Annotated in this window: 22 protein-coding genes; 17 read left to right on the forward strand and 5 right to left on the reverse strand. The window is 31.6% G+C overall.

Features of this window, described 5'->3' with window-relative positions:
* Positions 1 to 86: 86 nt before the first annotated feature.
* Positions 87 to 683 (reverse strand): NUDIX hydrolase, encoded by a 597-nt coding sequence (locus AC3IF2_RS07835; protein WP_489166520.1) that lies wholly within the window; start codon positions 681 to 683, stop codon positions 87 to 89.
* A gap of 7 nt (positions 684 to 690) precedes the next feature.
* Here AC3IF2_RS07835 and pyrE point away from each other — a divergent pair, with 7 nt between their 5' ends.
* Both pyrE and AC3IF2_RS07845 read left to right on the forward strand, forming a co-directional pair.
* Complete coding sequence (gene pyrE, locus AC3IF2_RS07840) at positions 691 to 1,329, forward strand: orotate phosphoribosyltransferase (RefSeq protein WP_489166521.1); 639 nt, start codon at positions 691 to 693, stop codon at positions 1,327 to 1,329.
* A 9-nt stretch (positions 1,330 to 1,338) separates the two neighbouring features.
* Positions 1,339 to 1,728, forward strand: a complete 390-nt coding sequence (locus tag AC3IF2_RS07845; protein ID WP_489166522.1) for an SRPBCC family protein — start codon at positions 1,339 to 1,341, stop codon at positions 1,726 to 1,728.
* On the opposite strand, the gene AC3IF2_RS07850 is transcribed toward AC3IF2_RS07845, so the two are convergent.
* Positions 1,725 to 2,453: a biotin--[acetyl-CoA-carboxylase] ligase gene (locus tag AC3IF2_RS07850; RefSeq protein ID WP_489166523.1), complete on the reverse strand. Its 729-nt coding sequence runs from the start codon at positions 2,451 to 2,453 to the stop codon at positions 1,725 to 1,727. The genes AC3IF2_RS07845 and AC3IF2_RS07850 overlap by 4 nt on opposite strands.
* A 74-nt stretch (positions 2,454 to 2,527) precedes the next feature.
* On the opposite strand from AC3IF2_RS07850, the gene rsfS reads away from it, so the two are divergent.
* The 8 genes from rsfS to AC3IF2_RS07890 are packed head-to-tail and all read left to right on the forward strand — an operon-like array spanning position 2,528 to position 8,455.
* The gene (rsfS, locus tag AC3IF2_RS07855; RefSeq protein WP_489166524.1) at positions 2,528 to 2,899 is read left to right on the forward strand and encodes a ribosome silencing factor; all 372 of its coding nucleotides are present in this window, start codon (positions 2,528 to 2,530) and stop codon (positions 2,897 to 2,899) included.
* Between the two features lie 23 nt (positions 2,900 to 2,922).
* Positions 2,923 to 4,962 (forward strand): ATP-dependent zinc metalloprotease FtsH, encoded by a 2,040-nt coding sequence (ftsH, locus tag AC3IF2_RS07860; RefSeq protein ID WP_489166525.1) that lies wholly within the window; start codon positions 2,923 to 2,925, stop codon positions 4,960 to 4,962.
* Between the two features lie 42 nt (positions 4,963 to 5,004).
* A complete protein-coding gene (locus tag AC3IF2_RS07865) occupies positions 5,005 to 5,601 on the forward strand; it encodes an LUD domain-containing protein (RefSeq protein ID WP_489166526.1) in 597 nt (198 codons plus the stop codon).
* Position 5,602: 1 nt separating this feature from the next.
* Complete coding sequence (locus AC3IF2_RS07870; protein WP_489166527.1) at positions 5,603 to 6,397, forward strand: phosphatidate cytidylyltransferase; 795 nt, start codon at positions 5,603 to 5,605, stop codon at positions 6,395 to 6,397.
* A gap of 3 nt (positions 6,398 to 6,400) precedes the next feature.
* Positions 6,401 to 7,054: a phosphatidylserine decarboxylase family protein gene (locus tag AC3IF2_RS07875; protein ID WP_489166528.1), complete on the forward strand. Its 654-nt coding sequence runs from the start codon at positions 6,401 to 6,403 to the stop codon at positions 7,052 to 7,054.
* A 23-nt stretch (positions 7,055 to 7,077) separates the two neighbouring features.
* Positions 7,078 to 7,347: an acyl-CoA-binding protein gene (locus tag AC3IF2_RS07880; RefSeq protein ID WP_489166529.1), complete on the forward strand. Its 270-nt coding sequence runs from the start codon at positions 7,078 to 7,080 to the stop codon at positions 7,345 to 7,347.
* A gap of 5 nt (positions 7,348 to 7,352) precedes the next feature.
* The gene (locus AC3IF2_RS07885) at positions 7,353 to 7,958 is read left to right on the forward strand and encodes a YceI family protein (protein ID WP_489166530.1); all 606 of its coding nucleotides are present in this window, start codon (positions 7,353 to 7,355) and stop codon (positions 7,956 to 7,958) included.
* A 14-nt stretch (positions 7,959 to 7,972) separates the two neighbouring features.
* On the forward strand, positions 7,973 to 8,455 hold the full coding sequence (locus AC3IF2_RS07890; protein WP_489166531.1) for a DUF1572 domain-containing protein: 483 nt from the start codon (positions 7,973 to 7,975) through the stop codon (positions 8,453 to 8,455).
* Here AC3IF2_RS07890 and AC3IF2_RS07895 read toward each other — a convergent pair.
* Positions 8,447 to 11,086, reverse strand: coding sequence for a valine--tRNA ligase (locus tag AC3IF2_RS07895; protein WP_489166532.1), 2,640 nt, complete (start codon positions 11,084 to 11,086; stop codon positions 8,447 to 8,449). The genes AC3IF2_RS07890 and AC3IF2_RS07895 overlap by 9 nt on opposite strands.
* 124 nt (positions 11,087 to 11,210) lie before the next feature.
* Here AC3IF2_RS07895 and AC3IF2_RS07900 point away from each other — a divergent pair, with 124 nt between their 5' ends.
* Positions 11,211 to 11,666, forward strand: coding sequence for a DUF1573 domain-containing protein (locus AC3IF2_RS07900; RefSeq protein WP_489166533.1), 456 nt, complete (start codon positions 11,211 to 11,213; stop codon positions 11,664 to 11,666).
* 29 nt (positions 11,667 to 11,695) lie between these two features.
* On the opposite strand, the gene AC3IF2_RS07905 is transcribed toward AC3IF2_RS07900, so the two are convergent.
* Positions 11,696 to 13,030: an aspartyl protease family protein gene (locus tag AC3IF2_RS07905; RefSeq protein ID WP_489166534.1), complete on the reverse strand. Its 1,335-nt coding sequence runs from the start codon at positions 13,028 to 13,030 to the stop codon at positions 11,696 to 11,698.
* Positions 13,031 to 13,173: 143 nt separating this feature from the next.
* On the opposite strand from AC3IF2_RS07905, the gene AC3IF2_RS07910 reads away from it, so the two are divergent.
* Entirely contained in the window at positions 13,174 to 14,364 is a 1,191-nt protein-coding gene (locus AC3IF2_RS07910; protein WP_489166535.1) for a pyridoxal phosphate-dependent aminotransferase, read from the forward strand.
* Positions 14,364 to 15,371, forward strand: coding sequence for a UDP-N-acetylmuramate dehydrogenase (gene murB / locus AC3IF2_RS07915; RefSeq protein ID WP_489166536.1), 1,008 nt, complete (start codon positions 14,364 to 14,366; stop codon positions 15,369 to 15,371). Before AC3IF2_RS07910 ends, murB begins: the two co-directional genes overlap by 1 nt.
* Before the next feature lie 525 nt (positions 15,372 to 15,896).
* Here murB and aqpZ read toward each other — a convergent pair.
* Positions 15,897 to 16,583 (reverse strand): aquaporin Z, encoded by a 687-nt coding sequence (gene aqpZ / locus AC3IF2_RS07920; protein ID WP_489166537.1) that lies wholly within the window; start codon positions 16,581 to 16,583, stop codon positions 15,897 to 15,899.
* 134 nt (positions 16,584 to 16,717) lie between these two features.
* Between aqpZ and AC3IF2_RS07925 the strand changes: the two genes are divergently transcribed.
* The 4 genes from AC3IF2_RS07925 to AC3IF2_RS07940 all read left to right on the forward strand — a co-directional run bounded on the left by AC3IF2_RS07925 (position 16,718) and on the right by AC3IF2_RS07940 (position 19,943).
* A complete protein-coding gene (locus AC3IF2_RS07925) occupies positions 16,718 to 16,921 on the forward strand; it encodes a membrane or secreted protein (RefSeq protein ID WP_489166538.1) in 204 nt (67 codons plus the stop codon).
* A gap of 15 nt (positions 16,922 to 16,936) precedes the next feature.
* Positions 16,937 to 18,040, forward strand: a complete 1,104-nt coding sequence (locus AC3IF2_RS07930; protein WP_489166539.1) for a glycosyltransferase — start codon at positions 16,937 to 16,939, stop codon at positions 18,038 to 18,040.
* Entirely contained in the window at positions 18,040 to 18,603 is a 564-nt protein-coding gene (locus AC3IF2_RS07935; RefSeq protein ID WP_489166540.1) for an RNA polymerase sigma factor, read from the forward strand. The genes AC3IF2_RS07930 and AC3IF2_RS07935 overlap by 1 nt, the downstream gene beginning before the upstream one ends.
* Positions 18,604 to 18,725: 122 nt before the next feature.
* Positions 18,726 to 19,943, forward strand: a complete 1,218-nt coding sequence (locus AC3IF2_RS07940; protein ID WP_489166541.1) for an Nramp family divalent metal transporter — start codon at positions 18,726 to 18,728, stop codon at positions 19,941 to 19,943.
* Positions 19,944 to 19,959 lie beyond the last annotated feature (16 nt).

Consider the following 19,959-nt stretch of genomic DNA (forward strand, 5'->3'; position numbering starts at 1 on the left):
AATTGTAATTAATATCCTTTTTTTCTTTTTTTGATATAACTATTCTAATGTATAACAACTAGAATTCGTTTTTTCCTACTTTTTTCTCAACGGATGGCAAATTTACATAATAAATCTATATTACCATAAGTATTTTTTAACACATTGTCTAGCATTTCAGCACTAATCCATTCAACTTTTGTAATACCTTCCTCCATCTGAGGGGTCAGTTTTTCTTGTCGATTGGTACTCATTTTAAACCAATGCGTAACTTTTAATATTCTATTCCCTTTATGTCGATAAACATGATAGGTTTTAGTAATTAGACCCTTTAATTTTAAATTGGTCACACCACATTCTTCTTCAACTTCTCGTAAAGAAGCTTCTTCGACACTTTCATTAGATTCAATTTTTCCTTTTGGGAGATCCCACTTATCATATCTGTAAATCCATAAAGTTTCGTTTTCTTCATTAAACACAAGACCTCCAGCAGCTTCTATGATCTTAAAATGTGATTTAAATTCATGCCAAAGTTCTTCTAAATTATAATGATGAATGCAGATAGATTCTAACTCATTATTTTCTAGTTGGTCAATAATTACATCAAGATCAATATCTTGATAATTATAAACTAATTTTTGATGACTTTTTTGAGGGTTATCATCTAAATGAATAACATTATCGTTCACAAAAATTGTATACATTTGCGATATGATTTTAGACAAAAATACGGCAAAAAAAACTGCTGAATTACTTTTACAAATCAAAGCCATAAAACTACAACCAAACGAGCCTTTTACGTGGGCTTCTGGCTGGAAATCTCCTATTTATTGTGACAATCGAACTACACTTTCTTTTGTTGAAATTCGTAACTTTTTATCTGAAAATATAGCGAAAATTGTAGCAAAAAAATATGGAAAACCTGATGTAATTGCTGGTGTAGCAACTGGTGCCATAGCAATAGGTGTTTTAGTAGCAGAAAAATTAGGCATACCTTTTGTATATGTTCGACCAGAGCCTAAAAAGCATGGTAGGCAAAATCAGATAGAAGGTTATTTAAAAGAAGGTCAAAATGTAGTAGTTATAGAAGATCTTATAAGTACCGGAAAAAGTAGTTTAAATGCTGTAAAGGCTTTGAAAAATGCTAATGCAAAAGTTAAAGGTATGATAGCTATCTTTTCTTACGGATTTGATTTTGCTAAAGAAAATTTTAAAAATTCTAATGTAGAACTCTTAACTTTGAGTGATTACAATCATTTATTAGAGCAAGCAATAGAATCAAATTATATAAACAATAAAGAATTAGAAACGCTGCAAGAATGGAGGAAAAATCCAGATAAGTGGCAATAGTTAAAAAGTATGAATTTAGAAAGTCCAACAGTAACAGCTCAGAAATCTGGTAAAGAAATGTATGAATTTTTAGCAGACCCTGCTAACTTTGAAAAAATAATGCCAGAAAACATCGATAAGTTTGAAACTCGCGAAAACGGGTTTGTTTTTGCATTAAAAGGGATGCCAGAAATTAAATTAAAAATAAAAGAATTAGTACCTAATGAAAAAGTGGTTCTTGGCGCTGCAAGTGATAAAATTCCGTTTACTTTAACAGGAAATATCTATGAAATAGATGATGAAAGTAGCGAAGTACAATTGATTTTTGATGGAAAATTTAATCCAATGATGGCTATGATGGTAAAAAGTCCATTAAAAAAATTCATCAATACTTTAAGCGAAAATATAGAAGATCTTTAAATAAATTTAATTTCTTTTAAATCGAATGATTTAATAGATTCGTTTTCTAATTCTACTATTAATTTTCCTTGATCATCAATTCGGAGAATTTTACCCATAAATTGGTGATTATGCTTGTCTTGGTACATAGCAGGGATATTTCTTCTAAATAAATTAGCCTCGTAATCCTTTTTTATCTGTTTAAAATTTCTTGATTCAATTAATTGGGATTGTTTTCTAATTTCGCCTGCTATGCTTTCAAGTAGTATCTCTTTATTAAATTCTTTATCAGTAATTAACCTCAATGAAGTTGCATTAGGGAGGTTCTCAAAATCTTCTTGATTTACATTCAACCCAATACCAATTATAGAACGAATTATTTGGCTATTACTGACAGTATTTTCTATTAAAATACCGCATAATTTTTTAGTATGTGACAAAATGTCGTTAGGCCATTTAACCTTTAATTTATTAGGAATATATTCGCTTAAAACGTTAAAAATAGCCAACGATGTAGTACAGTTTAAATAAAAAGCATGTTCTACTTTAAAATTATTTAACTCACATAAAACACTAAAAGTAAGGTTTTTACCAGGTTCAGATTGCCATTTATTTTTTAGTTGCCCCTTACCTTCAGTTTGATTATCAGTTACAACAATAGTCCAATTCTCGGCGTTAGAATCTTTAACCAAATCTTTTAAAAAAGTATTGGTAGAATTAATGGCATTAAGTTTGACTATTTTCATTATGGAATTATACAAATATAACATTTCATTAACGATAAAATATAATACCTTTGTGGTAATATTAAAGAATTTGAATGACGAAGACTAAAGCGAGCGCAGATCAGTTAATTACTGAGATAATTAAAGGAATAGAGAAGGTAAAAGGAGAAAATATTAGCATCTTAGATCTTAGAGAAATAGAAAATACAGTATGTGATTATTTCATTATTTGCGAGGGTAATTCTAATACTCAGGTAAATGCAATTTCGGGTTCGGTGCAAAAAGCAGTAAGTAAATCTTTAAAAGACAAACCATGGCATGTTGAGGGTGAAGCTAATGCTGAGTGGGTATTGATTGATTATGTAAATGTTGTGGTACACATTTTTCAAAAGCAGGTTAGAGAATTCTATGATATAGAAAGCCTTTGGGGCGATGCAAAAATTAATTCAATAGAAGCTGCTTACTAATTTTAATTTTTTAGAACAATTTCATGAGTCAAGATAAAAAAAATAACAAGCCTTTTAAGGAGTTTAAATTCAAATTCAATTTTTATTGGGTTTATGGTATTCTTTTCGCTTTAATTCTAGGGTATCAATTCTTTAACAGTTCTGATCTAAGTACAGATAAACTATCTGATAATGAGTTTAAAACGATTCTTAAGGATAATGATATTAGTAAGATCGTTATTGTAAACGATGATTTCGCACAAGTTTTTATAAAGGAGAGTGCTTTAAGTAAAGAAAAGCATAAAGCAAAAACGAATAGCCCCTTCTTTAGTAAGAACAATCCTATGTACATTTTTGATTTTGGAGATCTTCAAAACTTCGAAAATGAACTGAATACTGAAAAAACTGAATCCAATTTAGATTTTGATAGAGATAATGCAAAGCAAACCAATATTTGGGATGGTATTTTTATGTGGCTACCTTTTATATTCATTATTGCTATTTGGATATTCATTATGCGTCGTATGTCTGGTGCAGGTGGTGGCGGTGGACCAGGTGGACAAATCTTTAATATTGGTAAATCTAAAGCCAAACTATTTGATCAAGATCAAAAAGTACAAACTTCATTTAAAGATGTGGCGGGCTTAGAAGGCGCAAAAGAAGAAGTACAAGAAATTGTAGATTTTCTAAAAAATCCAGATAAATACACTAGACTTGGTGGTAAAATACCTAAAGGAGCTTTATTAGTTGGTCCTCCAGGTACAGGTAAAACCTTATTAGCTAAAGCTGTTGCTGGTGAAGCCAAAGTACCTTTCTTCTCTTTATCAGGATCAGACTTTGTAGAGATGTTTGTTGGTGTTGGTGCTTCACGTGTTCGTGATTTATTTAAGCAAGCAGCTCAAAAATCACCATCGATCATTTTTATTGATGAAATTGATGCTATTGGTAGAGCTAGAGGTAGAAATAACATAACAGGAGGTAATGATGAACGTGAAAACACATTGAATCAATTACTTACTGAAATGGACGGTTTTGGTACCGACACAAATGTTATTGTATTAGCAGCAACCAACCGTGCAGATGTATTGGATAAAGCCTTAATGCGTGCTGGTAGATTTGATAGACAGATATATGTTGATTTACCAGACATGAATGAGCGTAAAGAAATCTTTGAAGTTCATGTTAAGCCATTAAAATTAGATAAAAGTGCCGATGTTGAATTTTTAGCAAAACAAACGCCTGGTTTTTCTGGTGCTGATATTGCCAATGTATGTAATGAAGCCGCATTGGTCGCAGCTAGAAAGGGTCATAAAGCTGTAATGCATCAAGACTTTTTAGACGCTGTGGATAGAATAGTTGGTGGTTTAGAAAAGAAAAATAAGATTATTACTCAAAAAGAGAAAGAAACAATTGCTTATCATGAGGCTGGGCATGCAACCGTTAGTTGGATGCTTGAGCATGCTGCACCATTAGTAAAAGTTACGATTGTACCTAGGGGTCAGTCATTAGGTGCTGCTTGGTATTTACCCGAAGAGCGTATGATTGTTAGAACAGAACAAATGCTTGATGAAATGTGTGCTACTTTAGGTGGTAGAGCTGCTGAGAAGATTATTTTTGATAAGATTTCTACTGGAGCTTTGAGTGATCTTGAAAAAATCACTAAGCAAGCTAGAGCCATGGTTGCAGTATACGGTTTAAGTGAGAAACTAGGTAATATCACTTATTATGATTCTAGCGGACAGTCAGATTATAATTTCTCTAAACCATATAGTGAAGAAACTGCTCAATTAATTGATGAAGAAATTTCTAAATTAATTGAGGATCAATATGAACGTGCTCAACAAATCTTATTAAAGCATAAAAAGGAATTAACAGAATTGGCTGAATTACTCCTTGAAAAAGAAGTGATCTTTAGTGACGATCTAGAGCGAATTTTTGGTAAACGCCCGTTTATAAAAGAACCTTTAGCAAGTTCTAAAGCTGTGAAAGAAGCTGCTTCAGAAAAGGCTTTAGAAGAAAAAACTGAAGACAAGCCAATTAAAGATGTAAACAATGAGGGCGAGATTTCAACAGAATTCGCCTAATTTTTAACATTTTATTACTTTTGAGTAGTAGCGCTAATAATTATGAATTTATTCAAAAAACTATTCAATCCTGTTAAAGATATTTCAATAGCAAATAACCAAGGATCTGCCGTAGATATGACAGATCTTTCTTTAGATGATATCTTTGTTCACAATTTTATTAAAAAAGGAGGTAAATTCTTATACTGCTCTAATCTTGAGGAGGTAAATCAAAATTTACTCAATATCATTAATGAACATCATTGGGAACAGGTTGTATGTATAGATCGAGATCTAGTAAAGCTACTCACCATTATTGGTAAAAATAGCACACGAAATATTTCTCTAAATGCACCTTTCTTTTCGATGTGTGAACATTTAATTTCTGATAACGGTAGTGTTATGTTTTCTTCTAATCAAGTACAACAGCATAAGCTATCTAAATTACCCAATAACTTTATTGTATTGGCAAGAACCAGTCAGCTAGTGAGAACAACCAGCGAAGGACTAATGGCTATTCGTAAAAACTATGTTCACGATTTTCCAACAAATATTAGTTCAATAAAAGGGTATATGCCTGGCAAAGCAAATGATGATTTTTTAAGTTATGGAAATACCAATGCAAAAAATCTGTATTTACTTTTGTTAGAAGATCTTTAGTATGAAAGAGCTGCTAATAAGAGCAATTTCAGGAATAGTGTATGTAGCTTTAATTGTTGGCTCTATATTATACTCTAAAGAATCTTTTTTTGCAGTTTTTTATTTGTTAATGCTTTTATGTCTATATGAGTTTAAAAGGCTCATAAATCTTAAATATAACTGGACATATGTAGTAGCAACTTTAATCTATTTAAGGTTTATAAATTTACCTCAATTAGATTTTAAATATCTTCAGTTCTTTTTAATAATTTCTTTATTTATACCTTTTATATATCAACTTTTCATAACAAAAATAAGCATCACCTCTAGTAAGATTGGTCATTTCTTTTTATCAACTTTTTATATAGTCTTACCTTTCGTTTTTTTAACAAGTATTCCTTTTATTAAAAATGAATATCACCCAAAAATATTAATTGCCATTTTTGCTTTAATATGGGCTAATGACACTTTTGCTTACCTTATTGGAAGCACTTTAGGTAAAACAAAATTATATGAGAAGATTTCCCCAAACAAAACAGTTGAAGGAGCAATAGGAGGATTAATTGCTAGCCTTATTGCTGCATATTTTTTGTCGCAATATCTACCAACATTAACCCTAATAAGCTGGTTGATTATTGCAGGATTAATTGTTGTTTTCGGATTATTAGGTGATTTAATTGAATCAAAGTTTAAACGAGAAGCTCAAGTAAAAGATAGTAGTAATTTAATTCCTGGTCATGGTGGGTTTCTTGACAGGTTAGATAGTATCATCTTTGCAGCACCCTTTGTTTATGTATATTTACATTTATTTTATTAGAATATGTTTCATAAGGAAGGATATAAAATAATTATTGGGTCAATTATAATTCTTACAGGGTTATTTTTATTGATTGACAAATTTGTTAGTATAGATTGGTTGAACAAACTGTTAATGATAATCCTATTAGGTGCTTTTATTTTAATTCTTCAGTTTTTTAGAAACCCAAAGCGTACTATCATAGAAAATTTAGATCAAATTATTGCTCCAGTAGACGGTAAAGTAGTAGTAATTGAAGAAGTAGAAGAAAAAGAATATTTTAAGGATAAAAGAAGGCAAATTTCCATCTTTATGTCTCCATTAAATGTTCATGTTACCCGCTATCCTATAAGTGGAAAAATAAATTTTAGAAAATATCATCCTGGTAAATATTTGGTAGCATGGCATCCAAAGTCATCTGAAGAAAACGAACGAACTACTATAGTTGTAGAAAATAATAATGTTGGAGAGATATTATACCGGCAAATAGCTGGAGCACTAGCCAGACGTATTGTAAATTATGCTAAAGTAGGTGATCAAGTTTCTCAAGGAAGTGATGCTGGATTTATAAAGTTTGGCTCGAGAGTAGATATTTTTTTACCTTTGGATATGAAGGTTAATGTTAATTTAAATCAAAAAGCGATCGGTGCTAAAACTGTAATTGCTGAAAGGGTTTAAACCTTATGTCAATGTGAGAAAGCATGGAAGAAATTAATAGAAAATTTCAAAAAGCGTACGAAATTTCTTCTTCTATGAAAGAAAAATTACCTCCAGACACTATGCTAAAACTGTATGCATATTACAAACAGGCAACAAAAGGTAATAATTATACAATTCCTTCAGGGCAAGATCCAGTTAGAAATGCTTTTAAATTAAATGCTTGGTTTCAGATCAATGAAATTTCTGAAGACGCTGCAAAAAAACAATACATAGAACTAGTAGAAAAAATTACCGAACAAAAAATAGAATAAATACAATGAAAAGAATCGCACTATTATCGCTAGCAATTATTTTAAGCTCTATTGTTATTTCATGTAAAAAAGAAGTAAAAAAAGAACCTGCAAAATTTTCTGTAGTGGCCGAAACTATTACTGTAAATTGGACAGGATATAAAACAACATCAAAAATACCAGTTAAAGGTCAGTTTAAAAAAGTGGAAATTTTAAATAGTAAAGAAGCTGCAACCGCAGTTGAGGCACTTAATGGAATTCAATTTAATCTACCTGTAAGTAGTTTATTTTCTGGCGATGAAGAGCGTGATAGTAAATTAAAGCAATTATTCTTCGGTGTAATGGATGCTACTACTTCGTTAACAGGAACTATAAATTTAGGATCAGATAGCAAAGGAACCGTAAATTTAAAGATGAACGGTGTTTCTAAAGAAATTCCAGTTTCTTATGTAGTAAGTGATCAAATTGTTCAGTTAGAAGGAAATTTAGATATCATAAACGACTTTGGAGCACAAGCAGCTATGGAATCTATAAGCAAAGCATGTTTTGAATTACACAAAGGGCCAGATTTGGTAAGTAAAACTTGGAGTGAAGTTGGTATTGATGCTGCTATTTATTTAAAAAAAGATTAGATAATAGATAACTTGTGAGTAAAACTAAGCAAATAGCCAATCGTTTTAGAGAAGTTATTTTAAACGGCAAGTGGATTGCAAACACCAATATTAAAGAACAATTAACAGATATAAATTGGAAAGAGGCTACTACTCAAATTAGTTCTTTAAATACGATTGCTCAGCTCACTTTTCATATTAATTATTATATAAAAGGACTTGTACACTTTTTTGAAACTGGTAATCTAGAAATTAGAGATAAGTATAGCTTTGATATACTACCGATTAAATCTCAAAAAGAATGGCATCAATTAGTTACCTCACTTTTAACTAATACAGAAAAGTTTGCAAATTTTGTCGAAAAGATGCCAGACGAAAAGTTAGATGATGTCTTTATAGATGCAAAATATGGTACTTATCAAAGAAATATTGATGGAATGATAGAACATGCATACTATCACTTCGGACAAATTTCACTTATAAAAAAACTGGTTAAAGAACAAAATAGATTATCCTAAACTTGCCAAACTAGCTTTGATCGTTTCAATCTTAGCCAATGCATCTGCCTCTTTCTTCTTTTCGCTTGCCACCACCTGTTCTGGTGCGTTATTTACAAAACGCTCATTTGCCAATTTCTTTTGTACAGATTTTAAAAAGCCTTCAGTATAATTTAATTCTTCAGTAAGTTTTTTAGTTTCTTCTTCTATATTAATACTATCAGCGGAAATAGGAATAAAATATTCATTCGACTTTACTCTAAAACTTAAAGCACCTTCGATTTTCTCAGAACTATAATTTAACTGATCAACATTACCTAATTTTTTAATTACAGTATCAAAATTATCAGAAGATCTTTCATTATTAATAACTGTTAAGTCAATTTTATTTTTAAATGCTATGTTCTTTTCTTTTCGGATAGTTCTAATACTTGATATAACCTCTGAAGCAAAATCAAATTCATTTATTAATGTTATACCTCCAATCTCTTTAACCTTAGGATACTTTGCCACAATTAATGCTTCTTCTGGTGTTCTTTCGGTAATATATTGCCAAATTTCTTCAGTTAAAAAAGGCATAAACGGATGCAAAACTTTTAAGTTATTTTCAAGAACTTTAATTACGGCATCGTACGTTTTTTTATCGATTGGTTGTTGATAAGCCGGCTTAACAAGCTCTAATAACCAAGAAGAAAAATCGTCCATAATTAGCTTATACAAAGCCATTAAAGCATCAGATAAACGGTATTTATTATAATGGTCCTCAATTTCTTCTAGCGTTTTGTTAAATTTTGCTTCGTACCAATCTAATGCAATTTTTGAAGCTTCTGGTTGGTCAATAGCATCACTTTGTTCCCAACCCTTTATCAAACGAAAAGCATTCCAAATTTTATTTGCAAAAGACTTTCCTTGCTGACATAGCGCTACATCAAACATTAAATCATTTCCAGCTGCTGAACTTAACAACAAACCAACTCGAACACCATCTGCTCCATAATCCTCAATTAGCTTTAAAGCATCAGGAGAATTTCCTAATTGTTTGCTCATTTTTCTACGTTGCTTATCGCGAACCAATCCTGTTAAATATACATTTTCGAAAGGACGTTCATCTCTGTACTCATATCCAGAAATGATCATACGAGCAACCCAGAAAAACAAAATATCTGGCCCAGTTACTAAATCGTTGGTAGGGTAATAATAATTAATTTCTTCATTATTGGGATTTCTAATGCCGTCAAAAACTGATATTGGCCATAGCCAAGAAGAAAACCAAGTATCTAGAGCATCAGGATCTTGGCTTAAGTCTGATTTTTGAAGTTCTAAATTTTGACTCTTTTCTCGAGACAATTTAAGAGCTTCATCAATATTTTCTGCAACTACAAAATCATTTTTACCATCCCCGTAATAATATGCAGGTATTTGTTGTCCCCACCATAACTGGCGTGAGATATTCCAATCGCGAATATTTTCCATCCAATGACGGTAAGTATTTTCAAACTTCTTAGGGAATAATTTAACTTCTTCAGTTTCTAACACAGCTTTAATTGCTGGCTTAACCAAATTCTCCATTTTTAAAAACCATTGATCTGATAATCGTGGTTCTATAACGGCTTTAGTACGCTCTGAAGTTCCAACATTGTGCGTAATGCTCTCCGTTTTAATTAACAACCCCAGTTCATCAAGTTCATTAGTCACATCTTTTCTCGCTACTACTCTATCTTTCCCTTCATGGTTTAATCCGAAGCTATTCATCGTACCATCGGCGTTCAGTACGTCAACCACTTCTAAATTATGACGATCACCTATTTCTTTATCATTAACATCGTGTGCAGGCGTTACTTTTAAACAACCTGTACCAAATTCAATATCTACATAATCATCTTCTATAATAGGTATAATACGATCACACAACGGTACAATAACATTTTTACCTTTTAAATGGCTATATCTATCATCATTCGGGTTGATACAAACAGCTGTATCACCTAAAATAGTTTCAGGTCGTGTTGTAGCAATGGTTACATATTCATTTTCACCTTCAATTTTATACTTTACATAGTACAGTTTATCAGTTCGCTCTTCATAAATCACCTCTTCATCAGACAATGTTGTTTGTGCTTCAGGATCCCAATTCACCATACGATACCCTCTGTAAATTAACCCTTTGTTGTATAAATCAACAAAAACTTTAATTACAGCTTCGCTCATATTCTCATCCATGGTGAATTTAGTACGATCCCAATCACAAGAGCATCCTAACTTCTTTAATTGCTCAAGGATAACACCTCCATATTCGTGTTTCCAATCCCAAGCATGTTTTAAGAACTCTTCACGAGTTAAATCATTTTTATTGATTCCTTGTTCCTTTAACCTTGCTACAACTTTAGCTTCTGTAGCTATGGAGGCATGATCAGTACCAGGTACCCAACAGGCATTCTTACCTTGTAAACGTGCACGACGAATTAATACATCTTGAATCGTATTATTTAGCATATGCCCCATATGCAAAACTCCAGTTACATTTGGTGGTGGAATCACAATGGTATAAGGCTCACGCTCATCTGGTGTAGACCGAAAAAAACGATGTTCCATCCAGTAATCATACCACTTATTCTCTACTAATTTTGCATCGTAATTTGATGGGATATTCATTTGGCGTAATTCTTGATAAAAATGAAGTGCAAAGTTACAATTATCAACAATATGTTAAAACTTTACCCGTTAATATTTTAAGTGAAAAATTGATTAACTTTACACTTTAAAAAAGTACGTTAAAATGAAAAAAATAGCTTTAATATTATTTATTGGATTGATAGGAATTTCTGTAAATGCTCAAGACAAAGCAGAAGTAAAAAAAACAGATCCAAATGCTCCTGTTTTTGAATTTGAAAAAGAAACAATTGATTACGGAACAATAGAGAAAGGTTCTGACGGAAAAAGAGTTTTTAAATTTAAAAATGTAGGTAAATCACCATTAATAATTTCTAATGTTAAAACAAGTTGTGGTTGTACGGTACCTACTGTGCCAAAAGAACCAATTATGCCAGGTGCTACAGCTGAATTACTTGTGAAATATGATACTAATAGAGTTTCACCATTTAACAAAGCAATTACAATATTTTCTAATGCTTCTGAAGCTAAGAAAGTTATCTACATAAAAGGACGTGTTAAAAAAGAAAGTGCTTTATCTATTCTTGAAAAGAAAGAAAAAAGTGTTGTAGAAAACAACTAATAAAAAAGCGACTCAAACGAGTCGCTTTTTTATTTCAACATATCTTCTAACCTAAACGAATAAAATAACTTCTTACCATTTCGTTCTACTAATAGTTTAATCAACTTCCCTTCCTTTGAAGAAAATAAATGAATAATTTCTTCTATTTTGAAATTATGAGTACTCTTTCCATTAATTTCTAAAATAATATCATTTATCAGTAACCCTGCCTTCTGAGCTGGCGAATTAGGTCTAATAAATGAAATGGTATATAAAGGTTTAAAGTCATAAACCATTTCAAAAATAATCTGTACAATTCCTCTACTATCTTCTCTACCACCAAAATTAAGACCAGATGAATTCCTTTTATCTTTAACTAACATTATACCGTTGTGAATAAGATCAATACCACTCATATTGTATAAAAAAGGATCTTTATAATAAGATGATTTCTTCTTTAAAACTAATTTTTTATCTCTATAATCAATAAGTAATCTAAACCTTTTTAAAATACCAGCCCCTACACTTCCATTACGTTCTTTAAATCGATAGGCCGTAGAAACTGATGATGAGTCAGGGTAAGATACGTTGGCGTTTTTAAAACTGTATTGGCCCAAGATGATTTCATCTATTTTGCTTCGTCTTCCATAAATATTCCCACTCAGTCCTTTACCCAAAAAATCTTCAAAATACTTCTCAGGAAGATTTATTTTGTCACTTGATTTATCAAACAACCATATAGTCTTGCTCCCTCCAGTATCCACTAATAGCTTAGTGTCTATAATTTCGTTACCAGACTTTACTTTAATATCTATATAAGGTTTGTTTCTATTAAAGGTTAAACTATAGGTCTCACATTTTTTACATTCTTTATAAACATAAGTCTCTGGTTTATAAAATCTTACTCTTTTAGTAGAGTAGTTAATATCAATTATGAAATCTCGAAAAATATCACCTCCAATAATTCCGTTAATATCCATACCCAATCTGGCGGACAGATCAAATTCTTTGCCTGGAATTAGATATACCATATGCTGCCCATTTAAAATATTTCCTATTTTAAATAAATTATTTTTAGATTGAATAGCGTCTATGTAACTACCTACTCCAAGTCCTCTAATTCTAATTTTTTTGGTATTTTTTAGTTTGGTCGAATCTTCTAAACTTAGATTAAACATTATGGTATTGTTTACACCGGTGTCTAATAAAAAATTAAGTTTAGAACCATTAACTTCAATTGGTAAAACCATAAGATTATTTACCATTTTAAAACTCATGGCATAGCTCTTACTATTATTTTTAATATAAAATCTATCTTGGCTATAGGCTTTAAAAAGAAAGAAGAAAATAATTAAATAAGATAATGATCTCAAATAGCAGTTCATAAAGTATATTTACTTTTTTTAAATCTACAAAAACTCATGTTGCTACTAAAACTTTTAGCATAATTTTAACGGAACAAAATCTTTATAAAAGATAAGCAGATTTAGAATTTAATTTCTGAAATTTGCTAAGTAAAATAAAATTTATGCCATCGATTTCTCAAAAAGGCATTGAAATGCCCGAATCGCCAATTCGAAAATTGGTTCCGTTTGCTGAAGATGCTAAAAAACGTGGAACCAAGGTTTACCATCTTAATATTGGTCAACCTGATATTAAAACTCCTCAGGTTGCTTTAGATGCAGTAAAAAATTGTGACCTAGAAGTTATCGCTTATGCTCGTTCTGAAGGTTCTGAAGAATATCGTACTAAGCTGGCTAACTACTATGCAAAGAATGATATTAATGTAAAAACTAATGACATTATAGTAACAACTGGTGGTAGCGAAGCATTACTTTTTACTTTTGGCAGTATAATGGATGCTGGTGATGAGGTAATTATACCAGAACCTTTTTATGCTAATTATAATGGATTTTCAACTGCATCTGGTGTAAAAGTTGTTCCTGTAGTTTCGAAGATAGAAGACAATTTTGCCTTACCACCTATTGAGGAATTTGAAAAATTAATCACTTCAAAAACAAAAGCAATTTTAATTTGTAATCCTGGTAATCCTACAGGATATCTATATAGCAAGGATGAAATACAAAAACTAGCGGCAATTGTAAAAAAACACGATCTTTTCTTAATAGCTGATGAAGTATATAGAGAATTTGCATATGATGGTATGGAACATTATTCTATATTACAAGAAAATGGATTAGAAAATAATGCAATTGTTATCGATTCTGTTTCTAAACGCTATAGTATGTGTGGCGCAAGAATAGGCTGTATCGTTTCAAAAAATAAACAGGTTATACAAACGGCTTTAAAGTTTGCACAAGCAAGATTGAGCCCACCTACATATGCATTGATTGCAAGCGAAGCGGCTCTAGAAACACCTCAAAGTTATTTTAATGACGTTATAGAAGAATATGTAGACAGAAGAAATACTTTAATCTCTGAACTACAAAAAATAGACGGTGTAAAAGTAGCCAAGCCAAAAGGTGCCTTTTATTGTATTGCAGAATTACCTGTCGAGAATGCTGATGATTTTGCACAATGGTTGTTAGAAAAATTTCATCTTAATAATGAAACCATTATGGTAGCGCCAGCAGCTGGGTTCTATTCAACTAAAGGTTTAGGTCTTAATCAAGTTCGTATTGCTTACGTATTAAACAAAGAAGACATGATTCGTTCTGTTGAAATTTTAAAAACTGCATTAGAAACTTATAGCTCTTAATGCAAATTCAGCAGAACATATCTTTAAAAACTTATAATACATTTGGCATAGATGTAAAAGCTAAAGAATTTATTAGTGTTAATACACTAGATGAATTACAAGAAGTTATCACTAAAACGAAAGATTTCTTTATCCTTAGCGGAGGAAGCAATCTTTTACTTACAAAAGATTTTGGTAAGCTTGTTGTTCACCTAAATTTAAAAGGTAAAGAGATTCTTCACTCTGTTCAGAATGACATTTTTGTAAAGGTTCAGGCTGGTGAAAATTGGCATGAATTTGTGCTTTGGTGTTTAGAAAATGATTTTGGAGGAGTTGAAAACCTATCTCTAATCCCTGGAAATGTTGGTACAGCTCCTATTCAAAATATTGGTGCTTACGGAGTAGAGCTAAAAGACTTTATGCATGAATTAGAAGCTTTAGAAATTGAATCTGGAGAACTAATCAAATTTAAAAATGAAGATTGTGAGTTTGGTTATCGTGATTCTATTTTTAAACGTCACGCAAAGGGTAAATACATCATTACAAACGTTACATTTAAACTTTCTAAAGAAGACCATAAACTAAATACTTCTTATGGTGCCATTCAATCTGAATTAGAAAAAAATAGTATTGAAAATCCAACTATTAAGGATGTTTCTGAAGCAGTAGTCTCAATTCGTCAAAGCAAACTGCCTGACCCAAAAGAAATTGGTAATAGCGGTAGTTTCTTTAAAAATCCTGTAATTTCTATGCACCAATTTAGGCAATTACAACATATACATCCAGACCTACCCCATTATAGGGTTTCAGAAACCGAAATAAAAGTACCTGCTGGTTGGTTGGTAGAGCAATGCGGATTTAAAGGACAACGCTTTGGTGACGCTGGTGTACATAAAAATCAAGCATTAGTCTTGGTAAATTATGATAATGCTACTGGGCAAGAAATTTTTGAACTTTCTAAAAAGATTCAAAAAGCAGTAAAAGAAAGGTTTGATATTAACCTAGAAGCCGAGGTAAACATTATTTAGAGTTCAATATTTAGCTTGATTCTTAATTTCTTTTCTGCTAACTTCGCTTATCGACCGATATAGTTCATTAAAACGGAACGATATCTAAACTTTAGAGCACATTCAGCTGAAGCTGACTTATGTTGCTACGTGCTTTGCACTCTCGCCCCACAAGTGAAATGTGCTCTAACGACCTGCTAAACCAAATTGCTTAAGTCAATATCTACTAACAACAGCTCCTGCTGACGCACTCAAGTGCTTAACGTGCAATAACAGTAGCTAAAAGCAATTTGATACTGCATTTTTTATTCCCAATAACCAGAATTTGGCAAATAACGGTAGCATACTACCTATTTGACGAATCATTATTAGATCTTAATAGGAAGTCATATATCTAATAATGATTACCCAAATTCTTTATATTTACTCAAAAAATACAGAACTGCGTTTAGCAGGTCGATAAGCGAACTCCTAAAATGCATTAATCATATATAAAATAACCCCAAGAAATTATCTTGGGGTTTATTGTACTTATATAATTATTATTTACTCTTTATCAAATAGAGCTTTATGGATAAATCCAGCCACAATTGCACCTGCAATTGGTGCTACCCAAAATAACCAAGATTGCGTTAGGTATTCACCACCTGCAAATAATGCCTGGCTCATAGAACGTGCTGGATTTACAGAAGTATTCGTAATTGGTATGCTTATTAAGTGTATTAATGTTAATCCTAAACCAATAGCAATAGGTGCAAATCCTTTAGGTGCTCTTTCATTGGTACTTCCTAAAATGATCAACAAAAAGAAAGCTGTTAATAAAAACTCTGCTAAAAATGCTGATGTCATAGAATAGCCTCCAGGTGATAATTCTCCATACCCGTTCGCTGCAAAACCACCAATACCATCAAAGTCGCTTTTGCCAGAAACGATTAAATACAACGCTCCAGCAGCTAGAATGGCTCCAACGAGTTGTGATATAATGTAAGGTACTATTTCTTTTGTAGCATGCTTCCCACCTGCCCATAAACCTAACGAAACAGCAGGGTTAAAATGACCGCCAGATATGTGGCCAACGGCATATGCCATTGTTAATACGGTTAGACCAAAGGCCAATGCCACTCCTGCAAAGCCTATTCCAAGATCAGGAAATGCAGCAGCAAAAATAGCACTACCACAACCTCCGAAAACTAACCAGAAAGTTCCGAATACTTCGGCAAAATATTTTTTCATAATAAATAAGGTTAAATTAATTGATTATTATTGAGACACTTATAACACATTAAGGTCACATAATCTCAAAGATACAATAATCATTTTATACGTTTTTTGGTGTTGTTTTTTATATCTTTGCACAAAGAAATCTTATGAAATTATTCTTGATCACTTTAGTACTACTAGGTGTTGCTTTTGCAGGTATTGCTATTAAAATATGGGCAAAGAAAGATGGTGAATTTGCAGGTACTTGCGCAAGTCAAAACCCTATGTTAAATAAAGATGGTGATGCATGTGGTTTTTGTGGTAAGACTCCCGATCAATTTGATACCTGTTCAGAACCTCAACATAAATAATTAAGTTTGTAGCATATGCTACTCACCATTCTCTTTTATTTTTTTATTGCTACTGTCTTTATCCAGGTTTTGTATTGGATTTTTCTTTACGGAAAGTTCGCTTTCGCTGAAGAACAGATAAAAGAAGAGAAATCGTTACCTGTTTCTGTAATTATTGCTGCAAAAAATGAAGCAAAAAATCTTATAAAATTCTTACCTAAAATTTTAGATCAAGCTTATTCTAATTATGAGGTAATTCTTATAAATGATGCTTCTACAGACGAAACTAAGCAAACCGTCAAGAATTTCCAAAAGAGATATGAAAATTTAAAGTTGATTAACCTTGAAGCATCAACTACATATCAAGGAAATAAAAAAAATGCGATTACTAAGGGTATAGAAGCCTCTACAAACGATTATTTACTATTTACTGATGCAGATTGTTATCCTACTTCAAAAAATTGGATCACATCAATGATTTCTCATCACAACGACGAACATAAAATCATTTTAGGTTACGGTGCCTATAAAAAACTACCAACATTTATTAATAAACTAATTAGATATGAAACCCTATTAACAGTAATTCAATACTTTTCTTATACAAAAATTGGGTTTCCATATATGGGAGTAGGCAGAAATTTATCCTATAAGAAAGAACTATTTTTTCAAGTAAAAGGATTTGAATCTCACTCAAAACTTAAATCTGGGGATGATGATTTATTTATTAACCAAGTAACAACTAAAAAAAATACATCAATTTGTTTTTCTAAAGATAGTTTTACCATATCTAAGCCTAAAGAATCTTTTTGGTTCTGGTTTCAACAAAAAAGAAGGCATATTTCTACGGCAAATTATTATAAACCTTTTCATCAATATTTATTAGGGTTATTCTATTTTTCGCAATTAGCATTTTGGATATTAGCAATAATACTATTATTATTTTCGTTTAATTGGCAACTTGTAACTATCTTAGTAATTATTCGTCTAACCTCTCAATATATCGCTATTTATAATTCGGCCTTAAAATTGAATGAAAAAGATTTGATCATCCTAGCTCCCATACTAGATATATCGTTAGTATTTTCTCAATTAATGCTGTTCTTCAGCAACTTATTCAATAAACCAAAACATTGGTAATGAGTAAAAAAAAGGGCAAAATAGTAAAAGCTATACAAAGTGCTAAAAAGGGTGAAGAAATTGCTTATACCTTACTTTTAAATACTTTTTGGAAGGATGTGTATCGTTTTCTCGATAGCAAGACGAATGATGAAAATGAAGCTGAAGATATCACCATTAAAACTTTTGCAAGAGCCTTTGATAAGATTGATTCATTCGACGAGAAATATAAATTTAAGACTTGGTTATTAACCATAGCTAATAATTTATTAATTGATCATTTACGTAAGCAAAAAACAGAAACCGTTTCTATTGATAAAGAAGACTCTGAAGTTTATGATGTAAAAGATGAAGAACCTACACCAGTTGATAAGCTAATTATCGAGCAAAATCTTGCACAATTACTGGCCTATATAAAGCAATTAAAACCACATTATCAAGAGATCATCAATTTGCGTTTCTTTCAAGAAATGAGCTATAAGGAAATTGCTAATGAGACAGATGAACCTATGAATAATGTAAAGGTAAAATTGCTCCGCGCTAAAAAACTATTAGCAGAGATTATTAAAAAATCTGATTCTTAATTTTTTATTACAGATGTCACCTTGAGCGTAGTCGAAAGGTCTCGATTCCACTCAACCTAATAAAAAATTATTATTTTCACCCTGTTTAATTTAATAATTTCCCGTTTACACGGGAAGTGAACATGAAAAAAACCCTACAATCTCTTGGTCCTGGTTTATTGTTTGCTGGTGCAGCAATTGGAGTTTCACATTTAGTGCAATCTACAAGAGCCGGTGCAGAGTTTGGTTTTGGCTTGCTTTGGGCGTTATTACTTGTAAATTTATTTAAATATCCTTTTTTTCAATATGGCCCTCGTTATGCATCAGCTACTGGTGAAAGTCTGGTAGATGGCTATAAAAAACTTGGGCAATGGGTATTGATTATATTCTTTGTACTTACACTAATTGCCATCTTTACTATCCAAGCAGCAGTAACCATCGTAACTGCGGGCTTAGCTGTCAATCTATTTGGTATCACAGAAAATACAACTACTTGGAGTATTATTATTACCGCTCTTTGTTTTTTGATATTGATGGTGGGTAAATATAAATTACTCGATAATTTGATGAAAGTGATTATTGTAATTCTCACCCTTTCAACCATCATTGCCGTTTTAGGAGCTATTCTCAATGTAGATACACCTCAAGGTTTTGAGCAAGTCATCCCTCAAGGAACTGTAGGTATAGCCTTTTTGATCGCTTTCTTAGGATGGATGCCTGCCCCATTAGATATTTCCGTAATCCACTCAATCTGGACCCTTGAAAAACAAAAAACAACCAAAGAAGATTTTAATACCAAAAAAGCTTTGTTTGATTTTAATATAGGTTTTATAGCTACAGTGTTTTTAGGTGTCTGTTTTATTTCTTTAGGTGCCTTGGTAATGTTTGGTTCAGGAGAAAGCTTTGATAACTCTGCAGGAAAATTTGCTCAACAGCTGATCAATTTATATACTGATAATTTAGGAGAGGGTACTGCTATTTTTATTGCTATTGCTGCCTTTACAACAATGTTTAGCACTACTTTAACAACTCTTGATGCTTCACCGCGTATGATGGAAAAATCAAGTGAGTTACTCTTTGGTAAACAATTGAAGACAAATTATTTATTCTGGATCATTGCACTTTCGATAGGAACCATCATCATCTTATCATTCTTTATCTCAAATATGATCACTATGGTTAAAATTGCTACGATTTTATCTTTTTTAACAGCACCTTTTTATGCCATTGCCAACTTTATTCTAATTTCGGGCAAGCATACTCCCAAAGAAGCACGTCCTTCGTTGGCAATGAAAGTCTTGAGCTATTTAGGTATTATTTTCCTTATTGGGTTTAGTATTTGGTACCTAATGAATTTGTAAATTTGCAGTTCGAATT

Source organism: Maritimimonas rapanae (genome assembly GCF_057837205.1).

Coding starts and splice junctions, on each gene's coding strand:
- AC3IF2_RS07845 (WP_489166522.1), top strand. CDS start 1,339: ATGAATTTAGAAAGTCCAACAGTAACAGCTCAGAAATCTGGTAAAGAA.
- AC3IF2_RS07835 (WP_489166520.1), bottom strand. CDS start 683: ATGTATACAATTTTTGTGAACGATAATGTTATTCATTTAGATGATAAC.
- AC3IF2_RS07930 (WP_489166539.1), top strand. CDS start 16,937: ATGCTACTCACCATTCTCTTTTATTTTTTTATTGCTACTGTCTTTATC.
- AC3IF2_RS07940 (WP_489166541.1), top strand. CDS start 18,726: ATGAAAAAAACCCTACAATCTCTTGGTCCTGGTTTATTGTTTGCTGGT.
- ftsH (WP_489166525.1), top strand. CDS start 2,923: ATGAGTCAAGATAAAAAAAATAACAAGCCTTTTAAGGAGTTTAAATTC.
- AC3IF2_RS07865 (WP_489166526.1), top strand. CDS start 5,005: ATGAATTTATTCAAAAAACTATTCAATCCTGTTAAAGATATTTCAATA.
- AC3IF2_RS07925 (WP_489166538.1), top strand. CDS start 16,718: ATGAAATTATTCTTGATCACTTTAGTACTACTAGGTGTTGCTTTTGCA.
- AC3IF2_RS07875 (WP_489166528.1), top strand. CDS start 6,401: ATGTTTCATAAGGAAGGATATAAAATAATTATTGGGTCAATTATAATT.
- AC3IF2_RS07935 (WP_489166540.1), top strand. CDS start 18,040: ATGAGTAAAAAAAAGGGCAAAATAGTAAAAGCTATACAAAGTGCTAAA.
- AC3IF2_RS07895 (WP_489166532.1), bottom strand. CDS start 11,086: ATGAATATCCCATCAAATTACGATGCAAAATTAGTAGAGAATAAGTGG.
- rsfS (WP_489166524.1), top strand. CDS start 2,528: ATGACGAAGACTAAAGCGAGCGCAGATCAGTTAATTACTGAGATAATT.
- AC3IF2_RS07850 (WP_489166523.1), bottom strand. CDS start 2,453: ATGAAAATAGTCAAACTTAATGCCATTAATTCTACCAATACTTTTTTA.
- AC3IF2_RS07880 (WP_489166529.1), top strand. CDS start 7,078: ATGGAAGAAATTAATAGAAAATTTCAAAAAGCGTACGAAATTTCTTCT.
- AC3IF2_RS07885 (WP_489166530.1), top strand. CDS start 7,353: ATGAAAAGAATCGCACTATTATCGCTAGCAATTATTTTAAGCTCTATT.
- AC3IF2_RS07910 (WP_489166535.1), top strand. CDS start 13,174: ATGCCATCGATTTCTCAAAAAGGCATTGAAATGCCCGAATCGCCAATT.
- murB (WP_489166536.1), top strand. CDS start 14,364: ATGCAAATTCAGCAGAACATATCTTTAAAAACTTATAATACATTTGGC.
- AC3IF2_RS07870 (WP_489166527.1), top strand. CDS start 5,603: ATGAAAGAGCTGCTAATAAGAGCAATTTCAGGAATAGTGTATGTAGCT.
- AC3IF2_RS07900 (WP_489166533.1), top strand. CDS start 11,211: ATGAAAAAAATAGCTTTAATATTATTTATTGGATTGATAGGAATTTCT.
- aqpZ (WP_489166537.1), bottom strand. CDS start 16,583: ATGAAAAAATATTTTGCCGAAGTATTCGGAACTTTCTGGTTAGTTTTC.
- pyrE (WP_489166521.1), top strand. CDS start 691: ATGATTTTAGACAAAAATACGGCAAAAAAAACTGCTGAATTACTTTTA.
- AC3IF2_RS07905 (WP_489166534.1), bottom strand. CDS start 13,030: ATGAACTGCTATTTGAGATCATTATCTTATTTAATTATTTTCTTCTTT.